This is a genomic window from Micrococcus terreus (assembly GCF_900116905.1).
GTDB lineage: Bacteria > Actinomycetota > Actinomycetes > Actinomycetales > Micrococcaceae > Citricoccus > Citricoccus terreus.
The window spans coordinates 100,121-125,494 of the sequence record NZ_FPCG01000005.1 but is presented as its reverse complement, the minus strand read 5'-3'; the positions used below and the strand labels follow the sequence as shown (position 1 = coordinate 125,494).

General features: G+C 69.4%; 27 protein-coding genes. 14 read left to right on the top strand and 13 right to left on the bottom strand.

Going from position 1 to position 25,374, the window contains the following annotated elements; all coding sequences use genetic code 11:
- Positions 1–10 precede the first annotated feature (10 nt).
- The 3 genes from BM355_RS07920 to BM355_RS07910 form a co-directional block, all read right to left on the bottom strand.
- Positions 11–1,018, bottom strand: coding sequence for a COX15/CtaA family protein (locus tag BM355_RS07920; protein WP_091697134.1), 1,008 nt, complete (start codon positions 1,016–1,018; stop codon positions 11–13).
- Between the two features lie 118 nt (positions 1,019–1,136).
- Positions 1,137–1,913: an ABC transporter permease gene (locus BM355_RS07915; RefSeq protein WP_091696975.1), complete on the bottom strand. Its 777-nt coding sequence runs from the start codon at positions 1,911–1,913 to the stop codon at positions 1,137–1,139.
- On the bottom strand, positions 1,910–2,956 hold the full coding sequence (locus tag BM355_RS07910; protein ID WP_245760672.1) for an ABC transporter ATP-binding protein: 1,047 nt from the start codon (positions 2,954–2,956) through the stop codon (positions 1,910–1,912). The genes BM355_RS07915 and BM355_RS07910 overlap by 4 nt, the downstream gene beginning before the upstream one ends.
- Before the next feature lie 158 nt (positions 2,957–3,114).
- On the opposite strand from BM355_RS07910, the gene BM355_RS07905 reads away from it, so the two are divergent.
- The 6 genes from BM355_RS07905 to BM355_RS07880 all read left to right on the top strand — a co-directional run bounded on the left by BM355_RS07905 (position 3,115) and on the right by BM355_RS07880 (position 8,362).
- Entirely contained in the window at positions 3,115–3,951 is an 837-nt protein-coding gene (locus BM355_RS07905; protein ID WP_245760671.1) for a helix-turn-helix transcriptional regulator, read from the top strand.
- Positions 3,952–4,025: 74 nt separating this feature from the next.
- Positions 4,026–5,495 (top strand): Fe-S cluster assembly protein SufB, encoded by a 1,470-nt coding sequence (sufB, locus tag BM355_RS07900; protein ID WP_091696969.1) that lies wholly within the window; start codon positions 4,026–4,028, stop codon positions 5,493–5,495.
- A 1-nt stretch (position 5,496) separates the two neighbouring features.
- The gene (sufD, locus tag BM355_RS07895; protein ID WP_091696967.1) at positions 5,497–6,837 is read left to right on the top strand and encodes a Fe-S cluster assembly protein SufD; all 1,341 of its coding nucleotides are present in this window, start codon (positions 5,497–5,499) and stop codon (positions 6,835–6,837) included.
- A complete protein-coding gene (locus BM355_RS07890; protein ID WP_091696966.1) occupies positions 6,837–7,166 on the top strand; it encodes a non-heme iron oxygenase ferredoxin subunit in 330 nt (109 codons plus the stop codon). Before sufD ends, BM355_RS07890 begins: the two co-directional genes overlap by 1 nt.
- A 99-nt stretch (positions 7,167–7,265) precedes the next feature.
- The gene (gene sufC, locus BM355_RS07885) at positions 7,266–8,030 is read left to right on the top strand and encodes a Fe-S cluster assembly ATPase SufC (protein WP_091696963.1); all 765 of its coding nucleotides are present in this window, start codon (positions 7,266–7,268) and stop codon (positions 8,028–8,030) included.
- Between the two features lie 8 nt (positions 8,031–8,038).
- On the top strand, positions 8,039–8,362 hold the full coding sequence (locus tag BM355_RS07880; protein WP_091696960.1) for a metal-sulfur cluster assembly factor: 324 nt from the start codon (positions 8,039–8,041) through the stop codon (positions 8,360–8,362).
- Between the two features lie 99 nt (positions 8,363–8,461).
- On the opposite strand, the gene ypfJ is transcribed toward BM355_RS07880, so the two are convergent.
- The 4 genes from ypfJ to BM355_RS07860 are packed head-to-tail and all read right to left on the bottom strand — an operon-like array spanning position 8,462 to position 11,527.
- The gene (ypfJ, locus tag BM355_RS07875) at positions 8,462–9,373 is read right to left on the bottom strand and encodes a KPN_02809 family neutral zinc metallopeptidase (RefSeq protein WP_091696958.1); all 912 of its coding nucleotides are present in this window, start codon (positions 9,371–9,373) and stop codon (positions 8,462–8,464) included.
- A gap of 36 nt (positions 9,374–9,409) precedes the next feature.
- Positions 9,410–10,102, bottom strand: a complete 693-nt coding sequence (locus tag BM355_RS07870) for a CbiQ family ECF transporter T component (protein WP_177227890.1) — start codon at positions 10,100–10,102, stop codon at positions 9,410–9,412.
- A gap of 10 nt (positions 10,103–10,112) precedes the next feature.
- Complete coding sequence (locus BM355_RS07865; RefSeq protein ID WP_245760670.1) at positions 10,113–10,904, bottom strand: energy-coupling factor ABC transporter ATP-binding protein; 792 nt, start codon at positions 10,902–10,904, stop codon at positions 10,113–10,115.
- Entirely contained in the window at positions 10,901–11,527 is a 627-nt protein-coding gene (locus BM355_RS07860) for a biotin transporter BioY (RefSeq protein ID WP_245760669.1), read from the bottom strand. The genes BM355_RS07865 and BM355_RS07860 overlap by 4 nt, the downstream gene beginning before the upstream one ends.
- 182 nt (positions 11,528–11,709) lie before the next feature.
- Between BM355_RS07860 and BM355_RS07855 the strand changes: the two genes are divergently transcribed.
- Positions 11,710–13,308 (top strand): ABC-F family ATP-binding cassette domain-containing protein, encoded by a 1,599-nt coding sequence (locus tag BM355_RS07855; protein ID WP_091696953.1) that lies wholly within the window; start codon positions 11,710–11,712, stop codon positions 13,306–13,308.
- Positions 13,309–13,347: 39 nt separating this feature from the next.
- On the opposite strand, the gene BM355_RS07850 is transcribed toward BM355_RS07855, so the two are convergent.
- Genes BM355_RS07850 through BM355_RS07840 form a run of 3 tightly spaced genes read right to left on the bottom strand, consistent with a single transcriptional unit; the run spans position 13,348 to position 15,097 of the window.
- Positions 13,348–14,289: an SURF1 family cytochrome oxidase biogenesis protein gene (locus tag BM355_RS07850; RefSeq protein ID WP_245760668.1), complete on the bottom strand. Its 942-nt coding sequence runs from the start codon at positions 14,287–14,289 to the stop codon at positions 13,348–13,350.
- Positions 14,286–14,579, bottom strand: a complete 294-nt coding sequence (locus BM355_RS07845; RefSeq protein ID WP_245760667.1) for a hypothetical protein — start codon at positions 14,577–14,579, stop codon at positions 14,286–14,288. The genes BM355_RS07850 and BM355_RS07845 overlap by 4 nt, the downstream gene beginning before the upstream one ends.
- 23 nt (positions 14,580–14,602) lie before the next feature.
- Complete coding sequence (locus tag BM355_RS07840) at positions 14,603–15,097, bottom strand: DUF3099 domain-containing protein (RefSeq protein ID WP_091696948.1); 495 nt, start codon at positions 15,095–15,097, stop codon at positions 14,603–14,605.
- A 144-nt stretch (positions 15,098–15,241) separates the two neighbouring features.
- On the opposite strand from BM355_RS07840, the gene BM355_RS07835 reads away from it, so the two are divergent.
- Both BM355_RS07835 and BM355_RS07830 read left to right on the top strand, forming a co-directional pair.
- On the top strand, positions 15,242–15,979 hold the full coding sequence (locus BM355_RS07835) for a beta-ketoacyl-ACP reductase (protein ID WP_091696946.1): 738 nt from the start codon (positions 15,242–15,244) through the stop codon (positions 15,977–15,979).
- Positions 15,980–15,984: 5 nt separating this feature from the next.
- Positions 15,985–16,836 carry an SDR family oxidoreductase gene (locus BM355_RS07830; RefSeq protein WP_091696943.1) on the top strand — a complete coding sequence of 284 codons (852 nt, stop codon included), beginning with the start codon at positions 15,985–15,987 and terminating at the stop codon, positions 16,834–16,836.
- Between the two features lie 90 nt (positions 16,837–16,926).
- Here the strand turns inward: BM355_RS07830 and serB are convergent, their stop codons facing one another.
- Positions 16,927–17,838 (bottom strand): phosphoserine phosphatase SerB, encoded by a 912-nt coding sequence (gene serB / locus BM355_RS07825; RefSeq protein ID WP_091696940.1) that lies wholly within the window; start codon positions 17,836–17,838, stop codon positions 16,927–16,929.
- A 50-nt stretch (positions 17,839–17,888) separates the two neighbouring features.
- Here serB and BM355_RS07820 point away from each other — a divergent pair, with 50 nt between their 5' ends.
- The 4 genes from BM355_RS07820 (at position 17,889) to BM355_RS07805 (ending at position 20,815) form a co-directional block, all read left to right on the top strand.
- On the top strand, positions 17,889–18,743 hold the full coding sequence (locus BM355_RS07820; RefSeq protein ID WP_091696938.1) for an ABC transporter ATP-binding protein: 855 nt from the start codon (positions 17,889–17,891) through the stop codon (positions 18,741–18,743).
- Between the two features lie 5 nt (positions 18,744–18,748).
- Positions 18,749–19,606: a sulfite exporter TauE/SafE family protein gene (locus BM355_RS07815; protein ID WP_425435610.1), complete on the top strand. Its 858-nt coding sequence runs from the start codon at positions 18,749–18,751 to the stop codon at positions 19,604–19,606.
- A gap of 11 nt (positions 19,607–19,617) precedes the next feature.
- Entirely contained in the window at positions 19,618–20,463 is an 846-nt protein-coding gene (locus tag BM355_RS07810; RefSeq protein ID WP_425435609.1) for a TrmH family RNA methyltransferase, read from the top strand.
- Between the two features lie 85 nt (positions 20,464–20,548).
- On the top strand, positions 20,549–20,815 hold the full coding sequence (locus BM355_RS07805; protein WP_091696934.1) for a type B 50S ribosomal protein L31: 267 nt from the start codon (positions 20,549–20,551) through the stop codon (positions 20,813–20,815).
- Between the two features lie 99 nt (positions 20,816–20,914).
- On the opposite strand, the gene BM355_RS07800 is transcribed toward BM355_RS07805, so the two are convergent.
- Positions 20,915–21,460: a hypothetical protein gene (locus tag BM355_RS07800; RefSeq protein WP_143109450.1), complete on the bottom strand. Its 546-nt coding sequence runs from the start codon at positions 21,458–21,460 to the stop codon at positions 20,915–20,917.
- A gap of 22 nt (positions 21,461–21,482) precedes the next feature.
- On the opposite strand from BM355_RS07800, the gene lplB reads away from it, so the two are divergent.
- Positions 21,483–22,583, top strand: a complete 1,101-nt coding sequence (gene lplB / locus BM355_RS07795) for a lipoate-protein ligase small subunit (protein ID WP_091696928.1) — start codon at positions 21,483–21,485, stop codon at positions 22,581–22,583.
- 75 nt (positions 22,584–22,658) lie between these two features.
- On the opposite strand, the gene pepN is transcribed toward lplB, so the two are convergent.
- The gene (pepN, locus tag BM355_RS07790) at positions 22,659–25,337 is read right to left on the bottom strand and encodes an aminopeptidase N (RefSeq protein WP_091696926.1); all 2,679 of its coding nucleotides are present in this window, start codon (positions 25,335–25,337) and stop codon (positions 22,659–22,661) included.
- Between the last annotated feature and the right edge of the window lie 37 nt (positions 25,338–25,374).

Here is a 25,374-nt window from a genome sequence, read left to right as displayed (position 1 = left end):
CCCGGGGCTTCTACGCCCGGGCCTGGGCCATCTGCTCGGGACCGGCCTCCACGGCCTCAGCCACGCGGGCCGTGTACGTGGAGCGCTGACGGTCCAGCGCATTCGTCATGGCCCAGACGATCAGCGCGGCCCCCAGCATGTGGAGCAGGACCAGCAGGATGGGCAGACCGTTGAAGTGCTGGACGTACCCGATCAGGCCCTGGAAGAGCACCACCATCAGCACGCGGACGGTCGACATCCGCTGCCCCCGGGAGGAGTCCTGGCGCAGTACCACGATCATCAGCAGCACCGCGGCGGCCACCATGATGTACACCGGCACCACGTGGATGCGCGTGACGATCAACGGGTCGAAGTCGTGCCGGGGCGCGGTGGCGTCACCGCCGTGTGGGCCGGTGCCGGTCACCACGGTGCCCAGATAGACCGCGGCCCAGCCGGAGATGAACACGATCCAGGCCAGACCGCGGGACAGCGGCGTCGTCGGGCCGTCCACCGGCTGCGGCGGTGTGCCGGACTCGGAGCGGACCCGCCACTCCAGGCCCACGCGGCTGACCAGCAGCGTGGCCACGCACACCATGGTCGCCGAGACCATGAAGTGCCCCGCCACCACCCAGGGATTGAGCTGGGTCAGCACGGTGATGCCGCCCACCACCGCCTGCGCCGGAATGCCCAGCAGCAGGCCAAAGGACATCCAGAACAGGGACGGGTGGCTGCGCCGCATCCGCCAGACCCACAGGAGCATGGCCAGGGCGATGAAGCCCAGCACGAAGGTCAGGGTCCGATTGCCGAACTCGATGATCCCGTGGATGCCCATCTCCGGGGTGTTGGTCAGGGACTCGGGAGTGCACTTGGGCCAGGTAGGGCAGCCCAGGCCGGACTTGGTCAGACGCACCGCACCTCCGGTGACGATGATCCCGATCTCCGAGATCAGCGAGGCGATGGCCAGCCAGTAGGTGGTGCGGGTGATGGTGGAGGGCAGCCACCGGGGTCCGTCCAGCACGGGTTCAGCAGACCGGGGCACAGCGGCATCGTGCGGCAGGTCCACGTCAGGAGCAGTCCCGACGGCGGCAGGCTGGGTGGAGGAGGTCACGTCAGGTTCCTCAGGGTCAGGGGGACAGGACAGGTCGGTGCGAGTGAGGTCAACGCCACCGGAACCACCTCACGGCGGCGAGGGTGGCCAGGATCGCCCACCCGAGCAGGATGAGCAGGGCGGGTCCGTCCAGCGTGCCGTCCAGGAGGGCTGCACGCAGGCCGTCGCCGAGTGCGGCCGAGGGCAGGAACGCGGCGAGCGCGGACCAGATGCCCACGTCCGGGACGGGGAAGACCGCCCCGCCCAGCGCGCCGAGCAGGACCCAGAGCAGGTTCGTCAGCGCCAGGGTGGCCTCGGGCTTGGTGGTCCCAGCGATCAGCAGCCCCAGAGCCGTGAACGTCGCCGCACCGCAGATCAGGAACAGCGCCGCCCAGGAGATGCCGGCCAGGTCAGGACGCCATCCCAGTGCCAGGCCCACGCCGCCGATCACGGTCACCTGCACGGTCAGCAGGGTCAGGACGGACAGAGCCTTGCCCAGCAGGAGGCCGGCCGGCCCCAGGGGAGTCGTGGAGAGGTAGGCCAGCACCCCGTAGCGGCGCTCGAAGGCGGTGGCGATCCCCTGGCCGGTGAAGGCCGAGCTGAGCACGGCCAGAGCGAGCACGCCGGGGGCGGCGAGATCGATCCCTCGAGTGGTGGGGGTGTCCAGCAGTCCGGTCCAGACGGTCCCGAACAGGGCCAGCAGCGGCAGGATGATCGAGACGAGCAGCTGCTCGCCGTTCTTCAGGGCGGTCCAGGTCTCGTATCCGCCCTGGGAGAGCACCCGGCGGACGAGCGGCTGGGCGTGGGCTGCGCGCGCGGGCTGCAGCGAGGACTCGACACCGCTCACGGGGTGACCTCCAGGAAGACGTCCTCCAAGGACCGGCGGGCCAGATGCAGATCCGTGGGCATCAGGTCGTGACGGGTCCACCAGGCCGCCAGGGCCTCCAGGTCCGAGGGTCTCTGGGCACCGTGCACCACATAGGAGCTGCCGGTCGGCGTCCCGCCGCCGGCAGAGGAGTGGCCCGGCTCGGCCTGGACGGTCAGCCCCGCAGGCACCTCATCCAGCGCCACGGAGGGCACTGCTCGGTCCACGCGGAAGTGCAGGGCCGGTGCCTCCGAGGTGGAGGTCAGTTCAGAGACAGTCCCGCGGCGCACCACGCGGCCCTGGCGGAGCAGGACCACGTGGTCGGCCAGGCGTTGGGCGTCATCGAGCAGGTGTGTGGTGAGGATGATGGCCATGCCGGAGGCCCGCAGTTCGCGGATCAGCTCGAACACCAGTTGGCGGGAGACCGGGTCGAGTCCGGCACTGGGCTCGTCCAGGAAGATCACCTGGGGCCGCCCTGCCAGCGCGGCGGCGAGCGAGACGCGCTGGCGCTGACCGCCCGAGAGGCGCCGAATGTCTCGGCGGGCGAACTCGTCGATGCCCAGACGCTCCATCAGCCGCGGCATGTCCACGGGATCGCGGTACAGGGTGCAGACATGACGCAGCAGTCGCTCCGGTGTGGCGGCCAGGGGCATTCCGCCGTCCTGGAGCATCACGCCGACCCGGCTGCGCAGATCCGCGCCAGCCCGCCAAGGATCCTGATCCAGCAGACGCACGGTGCCGGAGGTGGGGCGCTCCAGTCCCTGCGCGACCATCAGGGTGGTGGTCTTGCCGGCTCCATTGGGTCCCAGCAGGGCGGTGACCTGGCCTGCGCGGGCGGTCAGCTCCACTCCCCGCAGGATCTCCACGGTGGAACCGCGGCTGCGCACGCTGTGGTGCACATCCGTCAACTGGAGTTGGACGTCACCGGTGGGGGCAGGGCCCTGCGCATGCAGGTGTCCGGTGACGGCGGGGTCGGCCGGCACGGACGTCACCGACGCTGCAGGGGAAGGGGGCACAGAGGACACCGAGACAGTCTAGCCGCGCGTGCGTTGAGTTCTACGTCGTGTAGAAGTCGCGCCCGACGGTCTGAGACCCGGGGGTCGCCTGCGCTGGGAGCGGAATCGTCCTCGACTGAGGGTCCCCTCACTTGGAACCGGTATCCCGAATAGGTAACAATAAAGTTGTGTATTCCCCCGACGTCGCGCGCACAGCGCCGGACTCCAGTGTGCCCACCGGCACCGGAGCGGTGCTGACCGGAGACAGCACCCGTGAGCGGGTGCTGCAGGTCGTGCTCACGCACGGGCCGGTGAGCGCCGCCGAGGTGGGACGTCAGCTGGATCTGACCGCCGCAGCGGTGCGTCGGCACCTGGACGTCCTCTCCGAGGAGGGGACCGTGGAGATCAAGCTGATCGCCGGCAACCGCGGTGCCGGGCGTCCATCCCGCCGGTATGTGGTCAGCCACCAGGGCCAGGCCGATCTGGGCGACGACTACCTCACCATCGCCACGGACGCGCTGGGCCGGCTGGCGCAGATGCAGGGCGTCGAGGCGATCCGCCTGGTGGCCCAGGACCGCTTCGCCGAAGTGGAGCGCCGCTTCCTCGAGGCGATCACCGCCGCCGAGGCACAAGGTGAGTCCGTCCAGGATCTGCAGGTGCGGACGGACACGCTGGCACGGGTCCTGGACGAGCTCGGCTTCGCCGCCAGCATCCGCCTGGCCGGTCTGCCCACCACCGGACCCGGTCCGGACCGTCGGCACGCCCCTCAGTCAGACCGGACCTCACTGCCGGTGATGCGGGCCGCGCAGATCTGTCAGGGACACTGTCCCCTGCAGGAGGTCGCCGCACGGTTCCCGGAGTTCTGCGAGGAGGAGACCGAGGTCTTCGCCCGCCTGCTCGGCGTGGATGTGCGGCGCCTGTCCACCATGCCCACCGGTGGGCATGTGTGCACCACCCATGTCCCGCTGGGACGCAAGCCTCCCGCGCGAGCCGACCGGCCGTCGTCGGGAACCGCCACCGGCTGAGCCGGAGGCCACCGACCACCAGACCCACCCAAGACTGAACCGAACTGCCAGAAGTGCAAGTGAGAGAGGTTGAGATGACCGATCAGATCACCGATCGGATCACGGAGGACACCGACCCCGGTGTCATCTCCGAGATCCTGGAGAAGAACCCCGAGCTGGAGGCGATCGGCGCCTACCAGTTCGGCTGGTCCGATTCCGACGACGCCGGCGCCAACGCCCGCCGCGGCCTGAACGAGGACGTGGTGCGGGACATCTCGGCCAAGAAGGACGAGCCCGAGTGGATGCTCAACCTGCGCCTGAAGGGCCTGAAGTACTTCGACCGCAAGCCGATGCCGACCTGGGGCGCAGACCTCTCCGGGATCGACTTCGACAACATCAAGTACTTCGTGCGCTCCACCGAGAAGCAGGCCCAGTCCTGGGAGGACCTGCCCGAGGACATCCGCAACACCTACGAGCGCCTGGGCATCCCCGAGGCCGAGCGCGCCCGCCTGGTTGCCGGTGTGGCCGCCCAGTACGAGTCCGAGGTCGTGTACCACCAGATCCGCGAGGACCTGGAGGAGCAGGGCGTGATCTTCCTGGACACCGACACCGGCCTGAAGGAGCACCCGGAGATCTTCAAGGAGTACTTCGGCTCCGTCATCCCGGTGGGCGACAACAAGTTCGCCTCCCTGAACACCTCGGTGTGGTCCGGCGGCTCCTTCGTCTACGTCCCCAAGGGCGTGCACGTGGAGATCCCGCTGCAGGCCTACTTCCGAATCAACACCGAGAACATGGGCCAGTTCGAGCGCACCCTGATCATCGCGGACGAGGACTCGTACGTGCACTACATCGAGGGCTGCACCGCCCCGATCTACACGTCCGACTCGCTGCACTCCGCCGTGGTGGAGATCGTGGTCAAGAAGGGCGCCCGCGTGCGCTACACCACCATCCAGAACTGGTCCACCAACGTGTACAACCTGGTGACCAAGCGCGCCGTCTGCGAAGAGGGCGCCACCATGGAGTGGATCGACGGCAACATCGGCTCCAAGGTCACCATGAAGTACCCCGCCGTCTACCTCACCGGTGAACACGCCAAGGGCGAGACCCTCTCGATCGCCTTCGCCGGCAAGGACCAGCACCAGGACACCGGATCCAAGATGGTCCACCTGGCGCCCAACACCTCCTCCTCGATCGTCTCCAAGTCGGTGGCGCGCGGCGGCGGCCGGGCGGCGTACCGCGGTCTGGTCCAGGTCAAGGAGGGTGCCGAGAACTCGGCCAACTCCGTGGTCTGCGACGCCCTGCTGGTGGACACCATCTCCCGCTCAGACACCTACCCGTACATCGACATCCGCGAGGATGACGTCACCCTGGGGCATGAGGCCACGGTCTCCCGGGTCTCGGAGGAGCAGCTCTTCTACCTGATGAGCCGCGGGCTGTCCGAGCAGGAGGCCATGGCGATGATCGTGCGCGGGTTCATCGAGCCGATCTCCCGTGAGCTGCCGATGGAGTACGCACTGGAACTGAACAAGCTCATCGAGCTGCAGATGGAAGGATCGGTGGGCTGATATGACCGACACACAGAACATCACCCTGGACGAGCTCTCCACCGAGGGCGCCGGGACCCCCGTCATCCCCGGGATGGGGGAAGAGGGTGAGCAGCTGGCCACCGAGCTGACCGCTGGCACCGATGCCACCGTTCCCGGCTCCGCCGAGACCGGTGCGGTGGAGTCCCACGTGGACCCCTCCGCGAAGGTCTCCGGGGCCGACGGGCGCGCCGCCTTCGGCACCTCCCGTGCTGACCGGATCTCCTCCCGCGAACTGACCGACTTCCCGGTCCTGACCGGACGTGAGGAGGACTGGCGCTTCACTCCGCTGCAGCGTCTGGCCGGCCTGCACCTTCCCGACGGCGACCAGTCCCGGCTGACCGGCACAGCACCGTCCGTGCAGGTCCAGGCACAGGACGGGATCACCGTGGAGACCGTGGGACGTGAGGATGCCCGCCTGGGCTCCGTGCTGACCCCGGACGACCGGGTGTCCGCCGCCGCCTGGAACTCCTTCGAGCAGGCCACCGTGGTCACCGTGCCCGCCGAGCTCGAGGTGGGCGAGCCCATCCGCATCACCGTGGAGGGCACCGCTGCCGAGGCGTCGGCCCAGCACCTGCTGGTGGTCGTGGGACCCCATGCCCGCGCCGACGTCGTGATCACCCACCGCGGTTCGGCCGTGGTGGCCCAGAACGTGGAGTTCGACGTCCAGGACGGGGCCGGTCTGACCGTGACCAGCATCCAGGCCTGGGAGGACTCCGCCGTGCATGCCTCGGCACAGCAGGCCGCTGTGGCCAAGGACGCCACCTTCAAGCATGTGGCGATCTCCTATGGCGGCTCCCTGGTCCGGCTCACCCCCACCGCACGGTTCACCGGTCCCGGTGCCGAGTCCGAGCTCTACGGCCTGTACTTCGCCGACGCCGGCCAGCACCTGGAGCAGCGTCTGTTCGTGGACCACGCCGTGCCGAACTGCACCTCCAACGTGCTCTACAAGGGCGCGCTGCAGGGCCAGGACGCTCACACCGTGTGGGTCGGGGACGTGCTGATCCGCAAGGAGGCCGAAGGCACGGACACCTACGAGAAGAACCAGAACCTGCTCCTCTCCGACGGTGCCCGTGCCGACTCCGTGCCGAACCTGGAGATCGAGACCGGCGTGATCGAAGGTGCCGGGCACGCCTCGGCCACCGGCCGCTTCGACGAGGAGCAGCTGTACTACCTGATGGCACGCGGCATCCCCGAGTCCGAGGCGCGCAAGCTCGTGGTGCGCGGCTTCCTCAACGAGATCATCCAGAAGATCGGGATCGAGGACGTCGAGCAGGAGCTCACCGAGATCATGGAGACCGAACTCGAGGTGACCCAGCTCTGATGGCGGCCGGTCAGCGCGTCTGCGCCTCCAGCGAGATCGGGCCCGGCGAGGTCCAGCGGTTCGAGGTGGACGGACACCCCGTGGCCGTGGCCCGCGACTCCGACGGCACCCTGCACGCCCTGGACGACATCTGCTCCCACGAGGAGGTGTCGCTCTCGGACGGCTTCGTGGAGGGTTGCGCGCTGGAGTGCATCGGGCACGGGTCGGCCTTCGACCTGGTGAGCGGACGGCCCAACCAGCTGCCCGCCACCGATCCGGTGTCCGTGTACGCGCTGACCGAACAGGACGGAGAGGTGTTCGTCGACACCTCCACCGTGCTCAACGCCTGAGGCTCGCCTCCGACCGCGGGAGACCGCTCCCGCACCCCCTGAACCACACCACTTGAAGACCACTCCGTCCCTGAGACGGAACCTGTGAGGAGAACACGCATGTCAACCCTGGAGATCAAGGACCTGCACGTCTCGATCGAGACCGAGAACGGCCCCAAGGAGATCCTCAAGGGCGTGAGCCTGACCGTGAACACCGGTGAGACCCACGCCATCATGGGCCCCAACGGCTCCGGCAAGTCCACGCTGGCCGCCACGATCGCCGGCCACCCCCGCTACGAGGTCACCTCCGGCTCCATCACCCTGGACGGCGAGGACGTCCTGGAGATGGACGTGGACGAGCGCGCCCGCGCCGGCCTGTTCTTGGCCATGCAGTACCCGGTGGAGATCCCCGGCGTCACCATGACCAACTTCCTGCGCACCGCCAAGACCGCGATCGACGGCGAGGCCCCCTCGCTGCGTCACTGGTCCAAGGACGTCAAGTCCGCCATGGAGGCGCTGAAGATCAACCCCGAGTTCGCCAACCGCAACGTGAACGAGGGCTTCTCCGGCGGTGAGAAGAAGCGCGTGGAGATCCTGCAGCTGGAGCTGTTCAAGCCCAAGTTCGCCGTCCTGGACGAGACCGACTCCGGCCTGGACGTGGACGCCCTGCGCGTGGTCTCTGAGGGCGTCAACCGGGCCCAGGAGCAGAACCAGATGGGCACCCTGCTCATCACCCACTACACCCGGATCCTGCGCTACATCAAGCCGGACTACGTGCACGTCTTCGTGGACGGCCAGGTGGCCGAGTCCGGTGGACCCGAGCTGGCCGACCGCCTGGAGAACGAGGGCTACGTCCGCTTCGAGACCGCCACGGCCGGAGCCTGAGGAACCTGATGACGGAGAACACACAGACACCCCTCGACGACATCGAGGAGGCGCTCAAGGACGTCATCGACCCCGAGCTGGGCGTGAATGTGGTCGATCTCGGGCTGCTCTACGGCGTGCACTACGCCGAGGACGGGGCCCTGCTGATCGACATGACGCTCACCACCGCCGCCTGCCCGCTGACCGATGAGATCGAGGACCAGGTCTCCCGTGCCGTCAGCACCATGGTGGACGAGTGGCGACTGAACTGGGTATGGATGCCGCCGTGGGGTCCGGAGCGGATCACCGACGACGGCCGCGACCAGATGCGAGCCCTCGGGTTCAACATCTGATCAGACCGCCATCACGAGAACGGGACGTCACCTGGCCAGGTGACGTCCCGTTCTCGTCTGCGAAGTGTCCGTGGAGATCCGGTGATGGGGGTCAGCCGATCAGGGCTGGTCCAGATTCGGGTGGTCCAGGGTGTTGCACTGGTTGATGTCGGTGGTCTGGTAGCCGTGCATGAACCACTTCATCCGCTGCTCAGAGGTGCCGTGAGTGAACGCCTCGGGCATCACCCGGCCCGTGGAGGCCTGCTGGATGCGGTCGTCGCCCACCGCGGCCGCGGCGGAGAGGGCATCACGCAGATCGGTCTCGGTGACCTCCTGCAGGAAGGTCTCGCCTGACTCGGGATCCGTGGTGGTGGCGGCATGGCCGGCCCACATGCCGGCGTAGCAGTCGGCCTGCAGCTCCACGCGGACGGCCCCGGAGGTGGGGCCGGTACCGCCCTGCTGGGAGTACTGCAGGTAGCCCACGATGTTCTGGATGTGGTGCCCGTACTCGTGGGCCACCACGTACTCCTCGGCCAGCGGTCCGCCGGAGGCGCCGAACCGGGACTCGAGCACATCGAAGAACTCGGTGTCGTAGTACATGGACTCATCCCCGGGGCAGTAGAACGGGCCCACATCGGAGGTGGCCGCACCGCAGGCGGTGTTCACCCGTCCGGCGAACAGCTCCACGCCGGGTTCGCGCCACTGCACCTGGTACTGGGCCAGGTACGGCTTCCAGAAGGCGTCGCCGGACTCCACGGTGGCCAGGATCCGGCAGTCGATCCGCTCGTTGGCATCGGCGCCGGTCTGGCACTCGTCGATCGCCTGCGGGCCGCTGGGCTGCTGCCGCTGGGTCTGGGTTCCTCCGGTCAGGCCCAGATCCTCGGCCAGCCCCGGGGCGAAGATGGACAACAGCAGGACCAACAGGCCCGCGCCACCGCCGATCGCGATGCCACCGCCCCGGCCCACGCCTCCACCACCGCGAGAGTCCCGGACGCGGGAGGAGTCCAGTCTGATGTTGTCGTTGAAGCTCATGCGCCTGAGTGTAGTGGGGGAGCGAGCTGAACGGCATCAGGGCGCCGTGTCCTCCTGGTGGCGGTGTTCCGGCTCGTCCGGCAGCCCTCGAGCGGCCAGCGCCTCTCCTGTGGCACGGGCATATCCCACCGTGGCCACCAGCACCGGCAGCATCAGCCTCTGTGGGGTGCGTCGCACACCCCGGGCGGCCAGCGCCTCGGAGGTCTCCTCGACGGCGGTCCCCACCCAGGGGATCGAGCGGACCATCACGTTGACCGCCAGCGCCGCCGCCTGAGGGTGGACGCCGAGCGGCCGGAACAGCCCGAAGAACCGTTCCATCCCGTCCAACAGGTCCGGTCCTGGGGTGGTCAGCAGCAGCAGCCGCGCAGCGGTCAGAGCGGCATACACCCCCACCACGACCACCCCAGCGTTCAGCACGGCTGCGCCCACGTCCGGTCCAGCGGCCTGTCCGGCCGGGCGCACCCAGACCTCCGAGATCCAGCGGGCCAGACCGACCACCAGCAGCAGCGGCCACAGTCTGCGCAGCGGCGCCAGGAACTCTCCGATCAGACCCGCCGCACCGTGCAGGACCACGACGACGGCCAGCGCGGCGAGGGCCACCAGCGGTGCCCTCCAGGAGACCACCAGGACGGTGACGGCCAGGACCACCAGGTACTTCAGTCCCAGCGGCGCACGGTGCACCGGGGAGGAACCAGGGCGGTGATCGAAGAGCCGCGCGAACGTGGTCATGGACGGCGCCTCAGTCCTGGCCGGTCCGTCTGGAGTGCACGAGCTCTCGATACCAGCGCACCGCATCGGGGCCGGCTGCGTCGTGGACCACTCGGCCACGGTCCATCACCAGGCAGCGGTCCGCCAGCGCGGCGAACTCCAGGTCATGGGTGGTGTAGACCAGCTGCCGGCAGCGGCCGATGCCCGGACGGGACAGGAGCAGCTGCTGCACATCCAGGGTCCAGGCCAGATCCAGCAGGGTGGTGGGCTCATCGGCCACCAGCAGGACGGGGTCGGTGGCCAGCACGGTGGCCAGGGCCAGTCGTTGGCGCTGACCGCCGGAGAGATCGTAGACGCTTCGGTCCGCCAGCCCACCCAGGCCGAACTCGGTCAGCAGATCGGCGGCGGCCGAGCGGCGCTGAGCACGGCGGGCATGGGTCCGCCGCAGGGAGAGCTCCACGTCCTCTCCTGCGGTGGGCATGACCAGCTGGACCAGCGGATTGGTGAACACGAACCCGGTCTGGGCGCGGACCTCGGCGGTCTGCACGGCCGGGTCCAGGCCGTGCACACTGACCTGCCCGGTGGAGCCGCTGACCAGTCCGTTGAGCAGTCGGATCAGCGTGGACTTGCCTGAGCCGTTGGCCCCGATCACGCACACCCGCGCCTCGGTCAGCTCCAGATCGAGACCCTCCAGGATCCGCACCGTGCCCGGCTGGGAGCCGGGGCGCTGCTCCTGCCCGGGGGACGTCGTCGGGACCTCCACGCCGACCTGCCGGAAGGTGATGCTCCCCGCGGAGGCGGCGGGCAGGCGGTCCGAGATCACCAGCGGCGCTGTGCCAGACCCGGGAACGCCCGGAACAGGGTGACGGCCACCGCGGTGGCCAGGACGTTCTTGAGCACGTCGCCGGGCCAGAAGACCATGTCGGCGCCGAGCGCGGTGATCACGTCCAGCTCGAGGGCGATCATCATACCGCCGATGCCCATCGGGTGCACGAAGGTGAAGGAGGCCACCATGGCGGACAGGAACACCAGTGCCCACCGCCCGAAGCCGCGGCCGGCCGTGCGGCGCAGCACCAGCGTGGTCAGGGCTCCGGCCAATGCAGCGGCCAGCGGGAAGGCCAGCAGGTAGCCGGCGCTGGGCCCGGCCAGCACGCCGAGCCCACCGCTGAAGCCGGAGAAGACCGGCAGTCCGGCCAGGCCGGCCACCAGGTAGAGCAGCACGGCCAGGAAGCCCAGCCGGGCACCGAGGACGATTCCGGTGAGCATCACCGCGAAGGTCTGCAGGGTGATCGGGACGCCGAAGCCGCCGACCGGGATGGGCGGGAGCATGGCCGCCACGGCGATCAGCGCCGCGAACACTCCGGTCACCGCCACCTGGGTGGGCACCGGCAGAGCGGAGGCGCCGTGCACGGTGCGGTGGGGCTGGGCGGGGACGGATGAGGACACACGGACTCCTGAGCTCAGGGGCGGAGGTCGGCGGCACCGACGGGACACGGTGCTGCGGTCCGACCCGTAGACTGGACGCGTCCCGCAATGCACCACCGGCAGTCTAGGCCGGGCCCGGCTCCGGCTGTGTTGTGCGTCACCGACCGAGGCGGGACCCCATCGTCTGTAGGAGTTCTCTCACTGTGCTTGCCGTCACCGATCTTGAACTGCGCGTCGGAGCACGACTCCTGATGGAGGGCGTCACCTTCCGCGTGGCCCAGGGGGACAAGGTCGGCCTGGTGGGACGCAACGGCGCCGGCAAGACCACGCTGACCAAGGTCCTGGCCGGCGGCGGACAGCCCACCGGCGGGACGGTGACCCGCCGCGGGTCGATCGGCTACCTGCCGCAGGACCCCAAGATCGAGGACATGGAGCAGACGGCGCGGGAGCGCATCCTCTCCGCACGTGACCTGGATCAAACCATCCGCCGCATGCGCCAGGCCGAGGACGACATGGCCAACGCCGACGACGCCATCCGTGAGCGCGCGATGTCCCGCTACGCTCGGCTCGAGGCCGAGTTCACCTCCCAGGGCGGTTACGCGGCCGAGTCTGAGGCGGCGACGATCTGCGCGAACCTCGCCCTGCCGGACCGTATCCTCGAGCAGCCCCTGAAGACCCTCTCCGGTGGACAGCGGCGCCGTGTGGAGCTGGCCCGGATCCTGTTCTCCGATGCCGATGTGCTGCTGCTGGATGAGCCCACGAACCACCTGGACCATGACTCGATCGTCTGGCTGCGGGACTTCCTGAAGTCCTACCCCGGCGGGTTCATCGTGATCAGCCACGATGTGGACCTGATGGAGATGACGGTGAACAAGGTCCTCTACCTGGACGCCAACCGTCAGGTGATGGACGTGTACAACATGGGGTGGAAGAACTACCAGCTCCAGCGCGAGCAGGACCAAGCCCGCCGCCGCCGCGAGTACGCCAACGCCGAGAAGAAGGCCGGGGCCCTGATGGACCAGGCCAACAAGATGCGGGCCAAGGCGACCAAGGCTGTGGCCGCCCAGAACATGATCAAACGGGCCGAGCGACTGATGAAGGATGTGGAGGGGGAGCGGGCCGCGGACAAGGTGGCCGCCATCCGGTTCCCCGAGCCGGCACCCTGTGGCAAGACCCCGCTCATGGGCGAGGACCTCTCCAAGTCCTACGGCTCCCTGGAGATCTTCGCCGGTGTGGACCTGGCCATCGACCGCGGCTCACGCGTGGTCATCCTGGGCTTCAACGGCGCCGGCAAGACCACCCTGCTGCGCATGCTGGCCGGAGTGGAGCAGCCGGACACCGGCCAGATCGTGGCCGGGCACGGCCTGAAGCTGGGCTACTACGCCCAGGAGCACGAGACCCTGGACACCGAGCGCTCCGTGCTGGAGAACATGCGCACGGCCGCTCCGGACCTGAAGGACACCGAGGCCCGCAACATCCTGGGGTCCTTCCTGTTCCAGGGCGACGACGTGGACAAGCCGGCCGGGGTGCTCTCCGGCGGTGAGAAGACCCGTCTGGCCCTGGCCACGCTGGTGGCCTCCTCGGCCAACGTGCTGCTGCTGGACGAGCCCACCAACAACCTGGACCCGGCTTCACGCCAGGAGATCCTCAACGCCCTGCGCACCTACCAGGGCGCCGTGGTGCTGGTGACACACGATGAAGGCGCCGTGGAGGCGTTGGACCCGGAACGGGTGGTGCTGCTGCCAGACGGCGTGGAGGACCTGTGGAACGCGGAGTACCAGGACCTGATCTCCCTGGCCTGACCGGCCAGGCCCCCAGCCGGATCATCCGTTCCGGTGGGGTCAGCGGGATTCGCCGGCGTCCACCAGGGCGTCTTCGATCTCCTCGTCGGTGAGCTGCCCTCCGCGGCGCCGCACCGGCTTGGCGCGCTCGGGGCGGTGGGCCGAGAGGTATCCGTCCTCTTCGGTGAACCCGTGGATCCTGTCCTCACGGTCGTTGACCGCCTTCTGGCGCACCAGGTAGCCCCACACCACGAAGCTCATCAGGCCGAACATGAACCACTGCAGCGAGTAGGACAGGTGTGGTCCTTCATCCAGTGGGGGCTTGGCCGGCAGCTGCGGTGAGGTGGCCGGTGCCGGGTCCTCGACGGCCCGCAGCCCGTAGGCGGCCCGGGCCACCGGGTAGTCCACGGACTCCTCGAACGCGACGAGGTCGATCGAGGCCAGCTGTCCCTCCGGGGCGTCGCGGTCCAGGGTGGGCTCGCCGGGCTTGACCCGGACGGTCACCTCAGCAGGACCGGAGGGTGGCGCGGGGACGGTGTCCGGGCGACCCGGGGAGTTGCCGATCGGCAGCCAGCCGCGGTTGACCACGATCACCTCGCCGGTGTCCGTGCGGAACGGAACCAGGGCCTCGTAGCCGGGACGGCCGTTGAGCGGCCGGTTGCGCACGATCCGGGTGTCCTGCTCCAGATACTCTCCCTGCAGCACCACCGGCGTCCATTCGTCCTGGGGCTGGAAGTCGGTGAACAGGTCCTGCGCCTCGGAGTAGGGAACGGCGGGCTCGTCATAGTTCTCCAGCACCTTGTTGATCTCGGCCACGGCCTCCATGCGGCGGTCCATCTGCCACTGTCCCAACAGGGCGCAGGCGAAGGCGAAGAGCAGGCAGAACGCCAGCCCACCCAGCCACTTGGCCGAGAGCACGAACCCGAAGTCCAGCTTGGGCTTGCGCTCGGCGGCCGGTGCCTGGTCCTCCAGGGTCTGATCCGGGTCCATGGTGCCGGTCATGCACGTCCTTCCGGTGCGTCCAGGGGAAGCACGTCCTTGAGCAGTCCTCGAGACTGCAGGTAGTCGGTGAGCCAGTCCCGATGCTCGGCACAGGCCAGCCAGGTCTTGCGGCGATCCGGGGTGTGGATCCTCGGGTTGTTCCACTCCAGTCTCCAGGCGGCGGCACCACGGCAGCCCTTGCGTGAGCACTGCGCCTGATCCGGCCCGGGGGCCTGCCCCTGGGTCCGCGTCGATCCTCCGGTGGCCCCGCTCAGCGCACCGAGCAGATCAGGAAGTCCAGGCGTGCTCATTCCGGGTGTCCGCTCCGTCATGCTCAGACCGTCCCGTCGCCGGAGGCCGGAGAGGAGGCCTCATCCTGGGCGTGACTGCCCGTGCCGCTGGGCAGTGCGCGGGTGACCAGGACGACTCCCTGGACGGGGCCGTCGTCGGGCCGCTCTGCCGTGGGGGAGTCCTGGCTCCCCGCCCAGCCCAGCGCGGGCTGATCCACCGGGATCTGATGCAGCACCTCGCCGTTGCTCACGGTGCCGTTGTTGGCCAGGACCACGGCGATGTAGGGCAGGACGATCGCGCCGATGATCAGCACCAGCTGGAGCCAGCCGGAGGCGAAGAACGCGCCCACGAAGCAGCCGGTGCGGATGCCCATCTGCCACAGGTAGCGGCCCATCCGCCGATCCAGGTCAGCCGAATGGGGCTCGGGGGCACTGGTGATCCGCTGGACCTGGGGCTCATCGGCGGCATGGGAGGGGTGGTGCCGAGCAGACCTGCGCGCGCCGGGCGAGGAGCCGGGGGCGGCGGGGCGGCTGGACATGACGGTCTCCGTGCGGGCGAAGGGCGAAACAGATGTCCTCCATTGTCTCACTGTCCTCACTAGAGTGGTGGACCAGCACCCGGTGAGCGCCCTCACCGTACCCCAGCACGGCTGGTTCACAGCACCCGAGCACCAGGAGGACCCATGGCCCAGGAGAACACCCAGACCGAGACGCCCACCGGACGCAGTGTCCTGGTGACCGGCGGCAACCGGGGGATCGGGCTGGCGATCGCCCAGGCGTTCCGGGAGAACGGGGACCGGGTGGCGGTGACCTCCCGCTCCGGTGAGGCACCGGACGGACTGTTCGCCGTGCAGGCTGACGTCACCGACGCCGAGTCGGTGGACCGGGCGTTCTCCGAGGTGGAGGCCGCGCACGGTCCGGTGGAGGTGCTGGTGGCCAACGCGGGCATCACCCAGGACCAGCTGCTGCTGCGCATGTCCGAAGAGGACTTCACCTCGGTGATCGACACCAACCTCACCGGGTCCTTCCGGGTGCTCAAGCGCGCCTCCAAGGGCATGATCCGCCTGAAGAAGGGCCGGGTCATCCTGATCTCCTCCGTGGTGGGTCTCTACGGCTCCCCGGGACAGATCAACTACGCCTCCTCGAAGTCCGGGCTGGTGGGCATGGCCCGGTCCCTGACCCGTGAGCTGGGTTCGCGCAACATCACCGCCAATGTGGTGGCCCCCGGGTACATCGACACCGAGATGACCCAGGCGCTGGACGAGGACCTGAAGAAGAGCTACCAGAAGTCCATTCCCGCCGGACGCTTCGCGGCTGCCTCCGAAGTGGCCGGAGTGGTGCGGTGGCTGGCCTCGGACGAGGCGGCCTACATCAGCGGGGCCGTCATCCCCGTGGACGGCGGCCTGGGCATGGGACACTGATTCCCATGAGCGACGCGCAGAACAGCAGCCCGCAGGGCGACTCACAGCAGACCCCCAGCAGCACCCCGAGCACCGCCCAGGACCTGGCCGGACGAGGAGCGATCATCACCGGCTCCAGCCGTGGCATCGGTGCCGAGACGGCGAAGCTGCTGGCCGCACGCGGTGCCGGCGTGGTGGTCAACTATCGCCAGAAGGCGCCCCGTGCGAACAAGGTGGTGGCCGGGATCCAGGACGCTGGCGGCCGGGCTGTTGCGGTGGGGGCGGACATCACCACGGCCGAGGGCCGTCAGGCCATGGTGGACACCGCGCTGCAGGAGTTCGGGTCCCTGGACCTGCTGGTGCTCAACGCCTCCGGCGGCATGGAGACCTCCATGGGTGAGGACTACGCCATGGTGCTCAACCGCGACTCCCAGGTGGCCATGCTCGAGGCCGCACTGCCGCAGCTGAAGGCCGGTTCCCAGGTCGTCTTCGTCACCAGCCACCAGGCGCACTTCATCGACTCGGTCCCCACCATGGACGCCTACACCCCGGTGGCGCAGTCCAAGCGCGCCGGTGAGGTCGCGCTGCGGGAGCGGATCCCGGAGCTGCGCGACCGCGGGATCGGGTTCGTGGTGGTCTCCGGAGACATGATCGAAGGCACCATCACCGCCACCATGCTCAACCGTGCCGAGCCGGGTGCGATCGAGGCCCGCCGTGAGGCCGCCGGGAAGCTCTACTCCGTGGAGGAGTTCGCCGCCGAGATCGCCGCCCTGGTGGGCCGCAACGACCTGCCGGTGGGCTACACCGAGTACGTGGGCGGGGCCGAGGACTTCCTGACCGCTGCCGGGGGAGACCCCGACGCCGAACATCAGGGCTGACGTCCGACGATTCCACACCTTCATACCGGAAAGGCCCTGCCTCATGAGGCAGGGCCTTTCCGGTTCGGGGGTGCAGAACCGTTGAGCGGATCAGAGTCCGGCCAGGACCCGGATCACGTCCAGCGAGGGCACGTCCAGCTCGATGTCGGCGTGCTCGCGGAGGGCCGGCTTGGCGCAGAACGCCACGGCCAGCCCCGCAGCCTGCAGCATGTCGATGTCATTGGCGCCGTCGCCCACGGCGATCGTCCCGGTCTGGTCCACCCCGAACTCCGCGGCCCATTCGCGCAGTGACTCGGCCTTCACCGCGCGGTCCACCACCGGTCCGATGACCCGGCCGGTGAGTCGCCCGTCCTCGATCTCCAGCTCATTGGCCCGGTGCCGATCCAGCCCCAGGTCTGCGGCCAACGGCTCCAGCACCTGGGTGAACCCGCCGGACACGGCGCACACGGCCCACCCGGCCGCGCGGAAGGCACCGACCAGCTCCCGGGCCCCCGGCTGAGGCACGACGGCGGCCACCACCTTCTCGATCACGCTCGCCTCCAGTCCGGCCAGGGCCTCCACGCGGTGATGCAGTGACTGGGCGAAGTCCAGTTCCCCGCGCATGGCCGCCTCGGTGACCGCGGCGACCTCTGCTTCCCGTCCGGCGTGGGCGGCCAGCAGCTCGATGACCTCCTGTTGGATCAGTGTGGAGTCCACGTCCATCACCAGGATCCGCCGTTCGGCACCGGCGGCCGGCGCGGGCACCTCCGCCAGGTGGTAGCCGGCCTCGACCAGGTCTGGCGTGAGGACAGAACCCGGCGTATCGCCGGCCGGCGAGGCGATGTCAGTTTCGTCGGCCGCAGTCCAGCGCCAGCCCTGGAAGCCGACGCCGGAAACGCGCTCAGCGTCCTGCGGAAGGTGCGTGACGTCGTCGGGAGTGCTGGCCTCACCGGAGCCCGCGGCGCGGTAGAGGACCGTCAGGCCTGCAGGACGGGAGGAGTCGGGGGAAGGAGTGCGCGGCATGCCGGGGCCTTTCGTGCTTCGGGGGGCGGTCCTAGCCTAGTGTTCTGTCCATGACCCCTCCTGTCTCCGAGACCTCGCACGTCCCCGACCGACCCCTGGACCCGGACCTGTTCATCCCCTCCGGCGACTCCGTGCTGGAGCTGGCCGCCGTGACCGTGTCCCGCGGCGGCAAGGAGCTGGTCCGGGAGATCAGCTGGCAGGTGCGCGAGGGGGAGCGCTGGATCATCATGGGCCCCAACGGTGCCGGGAAGTCGACCCTGCTGCAGGTGGCCGCCGCACGGCTGCACCCCAGCGCCGGCATGGTGGGGATCCTGGACGAGGTGATCGGGGCGGTGGACGTCTTCGAGTTGCGTCCGCGGATCGGCCTGTCCTCCGCCGCACTGGCCACCCAGCTGCCGGAGAACGAGACCGTGCTGAATGCGATCGTCACCGCCTCTTGGGGGGTGACCGGCCGGTGGAACGAGGGCTATGAGTCCTTCGACGAGGACCGGGCCCGTGACCTGGCCGCCCAGTGGGGACTGGAAGGACTGGAGGACCGCCGGTTCGGGACCCTGTCCGAGGGCGAGCGCAAGCGGGTGCTGATCGCCCGCGCCCTGATGACCGACCCGGAGCTGCTGCTGCTGGACGAGCCCGCCGCCGGCCTGGACCTGGCCGGCCGGGAATCCCTGGTGTCCTCCCTGACCGAGCTGGCCCAGGACGAGGACGCCCCCGCACTGGTGCTGGTCACCCACCATCTGGAGGAGGTGCCACCCGGGTTCACCCACGCCCTGCTGATGCGCGGCGGCTCGGTGGTGGCCGCCGGCGAACTCGAGACGACCCTGACCGAGCAGAACCTGTCCGAGACGTTCGGGGTCCCGCTGAAGGTCTCCGTCACCGAGGGCCGGTACACGGCCGTCGCCGCCTGACCGGCGTGGGAGACCTCCTCACCCTGGACGTGCTCGGACTGGACCTCTGGCAGGTCCTGCTGATCCTGCTCGCCGGACTCTGGGCCGGCACCATCAACTCGGTGGTCGGGTCCGGCACCTTGGTGACCTTTCCTGTCCTGGTGGCCATGGGCTTCCCTCCGGTCACCGCGCAGATCTCCAATGCGATCGGTCTGGTGGCCGCCGGGGTCTCCGGCACGGTCGGCTACCGGCGCGAGCTCGGCGAGTCCCGGGCGGTGCTGGTGCCGCTGACCCTGGCCTCGCTCTCCGGCGGCGTCATCGGCGCGTTCCTGCTGATGCTGCTCCCTCCCGAGGTCTTCGGGGTGGCGGCGCCGATCCTGATCGTGGTGGCGCTGAGCTTCGTGATCTTCCAGCCACGGCTGCAGGCCTGGGTCCGGAGACACAAGGCCGATCCCACAGCGGAGGTGCCCGGCCAGCCGGCCGGCGCAGCCGAGCCCCAGGTCCCCTCCCGTCCCATCAGCCCCGCCCTGTGGATCCTCGTCTTCGCCGCCGGCATCTACGGCGGCTACTTCGTGGCGGCCCAGGGTGTGCTGCTGATGGGCATCCTGGGTGTGTTCATGGCCGGCACCCTGGTCCACGCCAACGCGGTCAAGACCTGGCTCTCCCTGGCGGTGAACCTGATCGCGGCGGTGTCCTATCTGCTCTTCGCCTTCGACCGGATCGACTGGCGCGCCGTGTTGCTGATCGCCGTCTCCTCCATGGTCGGCGGCAGCCTGGGCGCACGCATCGGCCGGCGGATCAATCCCAACTGGCTGCGCGCAGTGATCGTGGTGGTGGGCCTGGCCGGCCTGGTCAGCATGCTGCTGCGCCTGGCCAACGGCTGAGCGGGGCCGGCGTGACCTCCCCAGCACAGCCCATTGAACTGACCGACGCACAGGACCCGCGCACCCAGATGTACTGCTCCCTCTCCGACGCCGCCCTGCGCCGCCGCCAGGACACTGAGCACGGGATCTACCTGGCCGAGTCCTCCCAAGTCGTCCGCCGTGCCCTGGACGCCGGGCACACCCCGCGCTCGTTCTTCCTCTCCCACCGCTACCTGGAGTCCATGCAGGACGTGTTCGCCGTGCACCCGGACGTGCCGGTCTACACCGGCTCGGACCAGATGCTGGAGCAGATCACCGGCTTCCACCTGCACCGCGGAGCCCTGGCCGCCATGGACCGTCCTGCCCCGCGCTCGGTGGAGGAGGTGCTTCACGGCGCCCGACGGGTGGTGGTGGTCGAGGACCTGGTGGACCACACCAATCTGGGCGCGATCTTCCGATCCGCCGCAGCCTTGGGGATGGACGCCGTACTGCTCAGTGCGGCCTCGGCTGACCCGCTGTACCGCCGGTGCATCCGTGTCTCCATGGGCACCGTCTTCCAGGTTCCCTGGTCGCGCTTCGCCTCCGGCGAGCATCCCGACGACGGCACCGTCCCGGGGGTGCGCCGCCTCCAGGACCTGGGGTTCCGGGTGGCGGCCCTGGAGCTGACCGACCGTGCGGTTCTCCTGGATGCACCGCACCTGCGTGAGGTGGAGCGGCTGGCACTCGTGCTGGGCAGCGAGGGACCGGGTGTCCGGCAGGCCACCCTGGACGCCTGCGACGACCACGTGATGATCCCCATGTCCGCCGGGGTGTCCTCGCTCAACGTCGCCGCCGCGGCCGCCGTGGCGTTCTGGGAGCTGCGCGCCCGGGGTGTATAGTGGACAGCTGGCCGTTCTGCGGCCACTCGACCCTGACCTCTTCCCGCCGCTGGCAAAATCCAGTGGCACCTGCGAAGGAATACCCATGAAGACTGACATCCATCCCGAGTACCAGCTGGTGATCTTCAACGATCTGGCCTCCGGCGAGAAGATCCTCACCCGCACCACCGCCACCTCCGAGAAGACCATGGAGTGGGAGGACGGCAACACCTACCCGGTGATCGACGTCGAGATCTCCGCCGCTTCGCACCCGTTCTACACGGGCAAGCAGCGCATCATGGACACCGCCGGCCGCGTGGAGCGCTTCAACGCCCGCTTCAAGGGCTTCGGCGGCAAGAAGGCCGACGCCTGATCCTCGCGCCCTCGCGCAGGAGCGGCTCACGCCGACACACAGCTTCACCTGGACCCGTCTGCTCCGGCAGTCGGGTCCAGTGCTGTCTCTGGACCCGCCTCAGACGTCCAGCAGAGGGAATCGGCCCGTGCCCTGCCGGTCGTCCTCGTCCGTCACTCGAGACGGGCCACCGGGGCGGGAGTCCCGCACCGCCAGCACACAGCCGATGACGGCGAGGAGCACCATCAGGATGGCGAAGGGATTGCTCAGTGCCGCCGCGACTCCGCTCGACTCCGGCCCCGCCCAGGCCTCCAGGACCGAGGACGCGCCCTCACCGGTGTCCGGCAGCGTCAGACCCAGACCCAGGCCGCAGATCCAGGCCAGTCCCAGGGCCACCATTGCCCGGACCGACGGGCGGCGAGCAGGCCGGCTGCCGGGCACGGCCAACGCCACCACGGAGAGCACCAACAGCACCGGAGCCAGGGTCAGGGCGTAGACCAGGGCCAGATCTCCGGCCGTGCCCGTCAGGAACCGCCCGGCGCCGACCCACAGGAGGACCGCCAGGGCCGCCACCCACCCCAGGAGCACAACAGCGGGCGGGACCGTCCCGGCGGTCGGGTCCACAGGACCGGAAGACGGGGACAGGGCGGAGGGCTGTGTGGTCATCCTCCGAGCCTAGGATGGACCGGTGACTTCAGCAGAGAACCTCGCCGCGCCCCAGCCCCAGCACACCCACCACGGAGAGTTCAAGGTCTCCGGCGGCAAGCTCGTGGTCGCCGACCTCACCACGGATGAGACCGGTGCGACCGTCACGGCCGCCAGCATCAACGGCGACTTCTTCCTGGAGCCGGACGAGGCCCTCGAGCAGATCAACGCCTCGCTGCGGGGTCTGCGCACGGATGCACCCCACGCGAGCATCGCGCAGACGGTGCGTGACGCCGTCGGGCCGGAGACCGTGATGTTCGGCTTCGATCCTGAGTCCGTCGCCACGGCCGTGCGCCGCGCCCTGGGGCATGCCACCACCTGGGAGGACCACGCCTGGCAGGTCATCCCGCCCACACCGCTGCCGGTGGCCGTCAATGCCGCTCTGGACCAGATCCTGGCTGAGGACGTGGGTGCCGGTCGCCGCGCACCGGCCATGCGCCTGTGGCAGTGGACGGATCCTGCGGTGTTCATCGGCTCCTTCCAGTCCGTGGTGAACGAGGTGGACCCCGAGGGGATGGAACGCCACGGGGTGACCCTGGTCCGGAGGATCACCGGCGGCGGGGCCATGTTCATGGAGGCGGACAACTGCCTGACCTACTCGCTCTACCTTCCTCAGTCCCTGGTGGACGGGATGAGCTTCGCCGACTCCTACCCGTTCCTGGACGCCTGGGCCATGGAGTCGCTGGCGCGCACCGGCGTGGAGGCCTTCTATCAGCCGCTCAACGACATCGCCACACCCCAGGGCAAGATCGGCGGCGCCGCGCAGAAACGTCTGGCCAACGGCGGCATGGTGCACCACGCCACGCTGAGCTATGACATCGACGCGGACAAGATGACGGACGTGCTGCGGATCGGCAAGGAGAAGATCCGGGACAAGGGCATCCGTTCGGCCAAGAAGCGCGTGGACCCGCTGCGCAGGCAGACCGGCCTGAGCCGCGCGGAGATCTGGGACGTGATGATCCAGACCTTCACCGAGCGCACCGGCGCTCAGCTCGCCGAACTCTCCGCGGAGGACATCGCCCGCGCCGAGGAACTGGCCCGCACCAAGTTCAGCACCCCGGAGTGGACCCACCGCGTGCCCTGATTTCTCGGCTGGTCCTCGCACCGGGCGACCGGCCGCCGTCAGTCCGTCCCGACGACGGCCGGTCCCCTCCCAGCCTCAGCTCGCCTGGGCGCGCAGGGCGCGTCGCAGGTCGTCCAGCTCCTCCACGATGATCCGGCGCAGTGCGCGCGGGGCCGCCGGGTGGTCATCCAGCCAGGACTGCGCCGACTGCACCACCGGGTGCGACTCCTGTGCCGCAGGTCCGCCCGGCACCGCATCCTGGGCGGCGGGGAACAGCCCGTGGATGGTGCGGCTGGCCAGTCCGTTGGATCGACTGGACCAGATCCCCTCCAGCTCTGGCCAGAACCGGTCGGAGAACGCAGCGGTCAGGTCCGGCCGCGAGGCGGTGAAACCGTCGGCCAGCGCGGTCAGCTGGTCGTTGGAGAGGACCTCACCGTCGGCCTGCCCGGTCATCACCGCCTCCCACACGCCGGCACGCAGGGCCGGCTCCGGCAGGGCGGCCACGGCGGTCCCGTGCCACACCGAGGTGCGAGCGGTGACCTCGTCCTGGCGGGCGGCATCCAGTGCCGAGCGGTCCACCCGGCCCAGGGCGGCGAGCGCGATCAGCGCCAACCACCGTGCCTCAGCATCCACGCTCAGTCCCTCCGGCACCCCCGTCTGGGCACGGCGGGCCAACGGCTCCAGCACCTGCATGAACTGATCCGCCGTCGGCTCCCCGGCAGCACGGGCCAGCCGGGCGTAGGCACGCAAGGCCGAGCGCTGCCGGTCGCTGCCCGGCCCGATCTCGCGCAGTGCGCTGATGAGCGCCTCGGCCAGGACGCCGCGCACCTGCTCGCGCTCATCGGCCGGGGTGAAGCGCTCCACGGCGGTCACCGCCTGCTCCACGACCTGGGAGTACACGCCCACATCCGGAATGGAGGCGGACAGCCGTGCCACCGCGTCCACGAACACCCGCGCCGGCATCAGCCCGTCGCGGGTCATGCTCCACAGCGCCGCCCATACGGTGGCCCGCGCCAGGCTGTCCTGCACCGGGTGCTCCAGCACAGCGCACAGGGACTCCTCGTCCAGGCGGATCTTCGCGTAGGTCAGGTCCTCGTCATTGACCAGCAGCAGGCGGGTGCCGTCCGCTGATCCACGTCCCAGATTCCCGACGACGGTCCGGTCACCGGAGGCGCCTGCCGGCACGTGGACCTCGGCCTCGGCCACGCGCACCAGTGTGCCGTGGGCATCCGGCTCATAGCGGCCCACCTTCAGCACGTGGGGGCGCAGCACGGCCTGACCGGCCGCCGGATCGAATCCTTCCTGGCGCAGCACCAGAGGGCCGTCGCCCTCCTGAGAGTCCTCCAGCCACAGCTCGGGCACGCCGGAGGTCTGCAGCCAGGTCTCGGCCCAGGCCTGCATGTCCTGACCGGAGGCCTCGCCGAGCACGGCCAGGAAGTCGGCGAGCTCGGCGTTGCCCCACGCATGCCGGGCGAAGTACTCGCGGGAGGCGGAGATGAAGGCGTCCCGGCCCACGTAGGCCGCCAGCTGCTTGAGCACCGAGGCGCCCTTGGCGTAGGTGATCCCGTCGAAGTTCTGACGGGCCGCCTCCAGGTCGGTGATGTCGGCGACGATCGGATGGGTGGTGGGGTACTGGTCCTGCACATAGGCCCAGGCCTTCCGGCGCGAGGCGAAGGTGGTCCAGGAACCGGTGTGCTCGGTGGCCTCGGCGACGGCCAGGGTGCCCATGTAGTCGGCGAAGGACTCCTTGAGCCAGAGATCGTCCCACCAGGTCATGGTCACCAGGTCCCCGAACCACATGTGGGCCATCTCGTGCATGATCGTGGTCGCCCGGCCCTCGAACTGGGCCTGGGTGGCCTGGGACTCGAAGAGGTACTGCTCGGTGAAGGTGACCAGTCCGGGGTTCTCCATGGCACCGAGGTTGTACTCGGGCACGAACGCCTGATCGTACTTGCCCCACAGGTAGGGGACGCCGAACAGTCCGTGGAAGAAGTCCAGACCGGCCTTGGTCACCCCGAACAGGGTGTGCGCGTCCAGAGCAGGGACCATGGTCTGGCGGCAGTAGAGTCCCAGCCTCACCTCGGGCGCGCCGGACTCCGGGTGGCCGCCCCAGGTGTCCTCCACCCGGTGGTAGGGACCGGCCAGCAGGGTGGTGATGTAGGTGGACAGCGCGGGGGTGGGGGAGAAGTCCACGGTGACGGAGCCGCCGTCGGGCCCGTCTGCCGGACGACTCGGCCGCCGCCCGGACTCCGGCTGGTTGGAGGCCAGCACCCAGTCGGCGGGGCCGGTGAGGTGGAAGGTGAATCGTGCCTTCAGATCCGGCTGCTCGAAGTTGGGGAAGACTCGGCGCGCGTCGGCGGGCTCGTACTGGGTGTAGAGGTACACCTGGCCGTCCGCGGGGTCCTGGAAGCGGTGCATACCCTCACCGGAGGAGGAGTAGCGGGAGCTGCCCACCACGGTCACCGTGTTCTCGGCCTGCAGGTCCGGCAGCAGGATCCGTGCCGCTCCGACGTGCTGTGCGGGGTCCAGCCGAACCCCGTTGAGCTCCACGGACTCCACGCTGTGGTGCAGATAGTCCAGGAAGGTGGTGGACCCCGGTTCCGCGCAGGAGAAGGTGATGGTGGTGACGGTGGGGAAGTCCGGGCGGTCCAGGTCCTGGGCGCCGCTGACGTCCACCTGCACGTCATAGGTGTGGGTGGAGATCAGCGCCGAACGGTCGGCGGCCTCCTGGCGGCAGAGGTTGGCCTGGTCCAGGTTCAGCAGAGAGTCGGGCATGCCGGTATTCAATCACCGTTTCATGTCCTGGGTCACA

Coding starts and splice junctions, on each gene's coding strand:
- ypfJ (WP_091696958.1), bottom strand. CDS start 9,373: ATGAGCTTCAACGACAACATCAGACTGGACTCCTCCCGCGTCCGGGAC.
- BM355_RS07835 (WP_091696946.1), top strand. CDS start 15,242: ATGGCCCAGGAGAACACCCAGACCGAGACGCCCACCGGACGCAGTGTC.
- BM355_RS07840 (WP_091696948.1), bottom strand. CDS start 15,097: ATGTCCAGCCGCCCCGCCGCCCCCGGCTCCTCGCCCGGCGCGCGCAGG.
- BM355_RS07870 (WP_177227890.1), bottom strand. CDS start 10,102: ATGACCACGTTCGCGCGGCTCTTCGATCACCGCCCTGGTTCCTCCCCG.
- BM355_RS07830 (WP_091696943.1), top strand. CDS start 15,985: ATGAGCGACGCGCAGAACAGCAGCCCGCAGGGCGACTCACAGCAGACC.
- BM355_RS07850 (WP_245760668.1), bottom strand. CDS start 14,289: ATGACCGGCACCATGGACCCGGATCAGACCCTGGAGGACCAGGCACCG.
- sufB (WP_091696969.1), top strand. CDS start 4,026: ATGACCGATCAGATCACCGATCGGATCACGGAGGACACCGACCCCGGT.
- pepN (WP_091696926.1), bottom strand. CDS start 25,337: ATGCCCGACTCTCTGCTGAACCTGGACCAGGCCAACCTCTGCCGCCAG.
- BM355_RS07805 (WP_091696934.1), top strand. CDS start 20,549: ATGAAGACTGACATCCATCCCGAGTACCAGCTGGTGATCTTCAACGAT.
- serB (WP_091696940.1), bottom strand. CDS start 17,838: ATGCCGCGCACTCCTTCCCCCGACTCCTCCCGTCCTGCAGGCCTGACG.
- sufC (WP_091696963.1), top strand. CDS start 7,266: ATGTCAACCCTGGAGATCAAGGACCTGCACGTCTCGATCGAGACCGAG.
- BM355_RS07820 (WP_091696938.1), top strand. CDS start 17,889: ATGACCCCTCCTGTCTCCGAGACCTCGCACGTCCCCGACCGACCCCTG.
- BM355_RS07845 (WP_245760667.1), bottom strand. CDS start 14,579: ATGAGCACGCCTGGACTTCCTGATCTGCTCGGTGCGCTGAGCGGGGCC.
- sufD (WP_091696967.1), top strand. CDS start 5,497: ATGACCGACACACAGAACATCACCCTGGACGAGCTCTCCACCGAGGGC.
- BM355_RS07880 (WP_091696960.1), top strand. CDS start 8,039: ATGACGGAGAACACACAGACACCCCTCGACGACATCGAGGAGGCGCTC.
- BM355_RS07800 (WP_143109450.1), bottom strand. CDS start 21,460: ATGACCACACAGCCCTCCGCCCTGTCCCCGTCTTCCGGTCCTGTGGAC.
- BM355_RS07890 (WP_091696966.1), top strand. CDS start 6,837: ATGGCGGCCGGTCAGCGCGTCTGCGCCTCCAGCGAGATCGGGCCCGGC.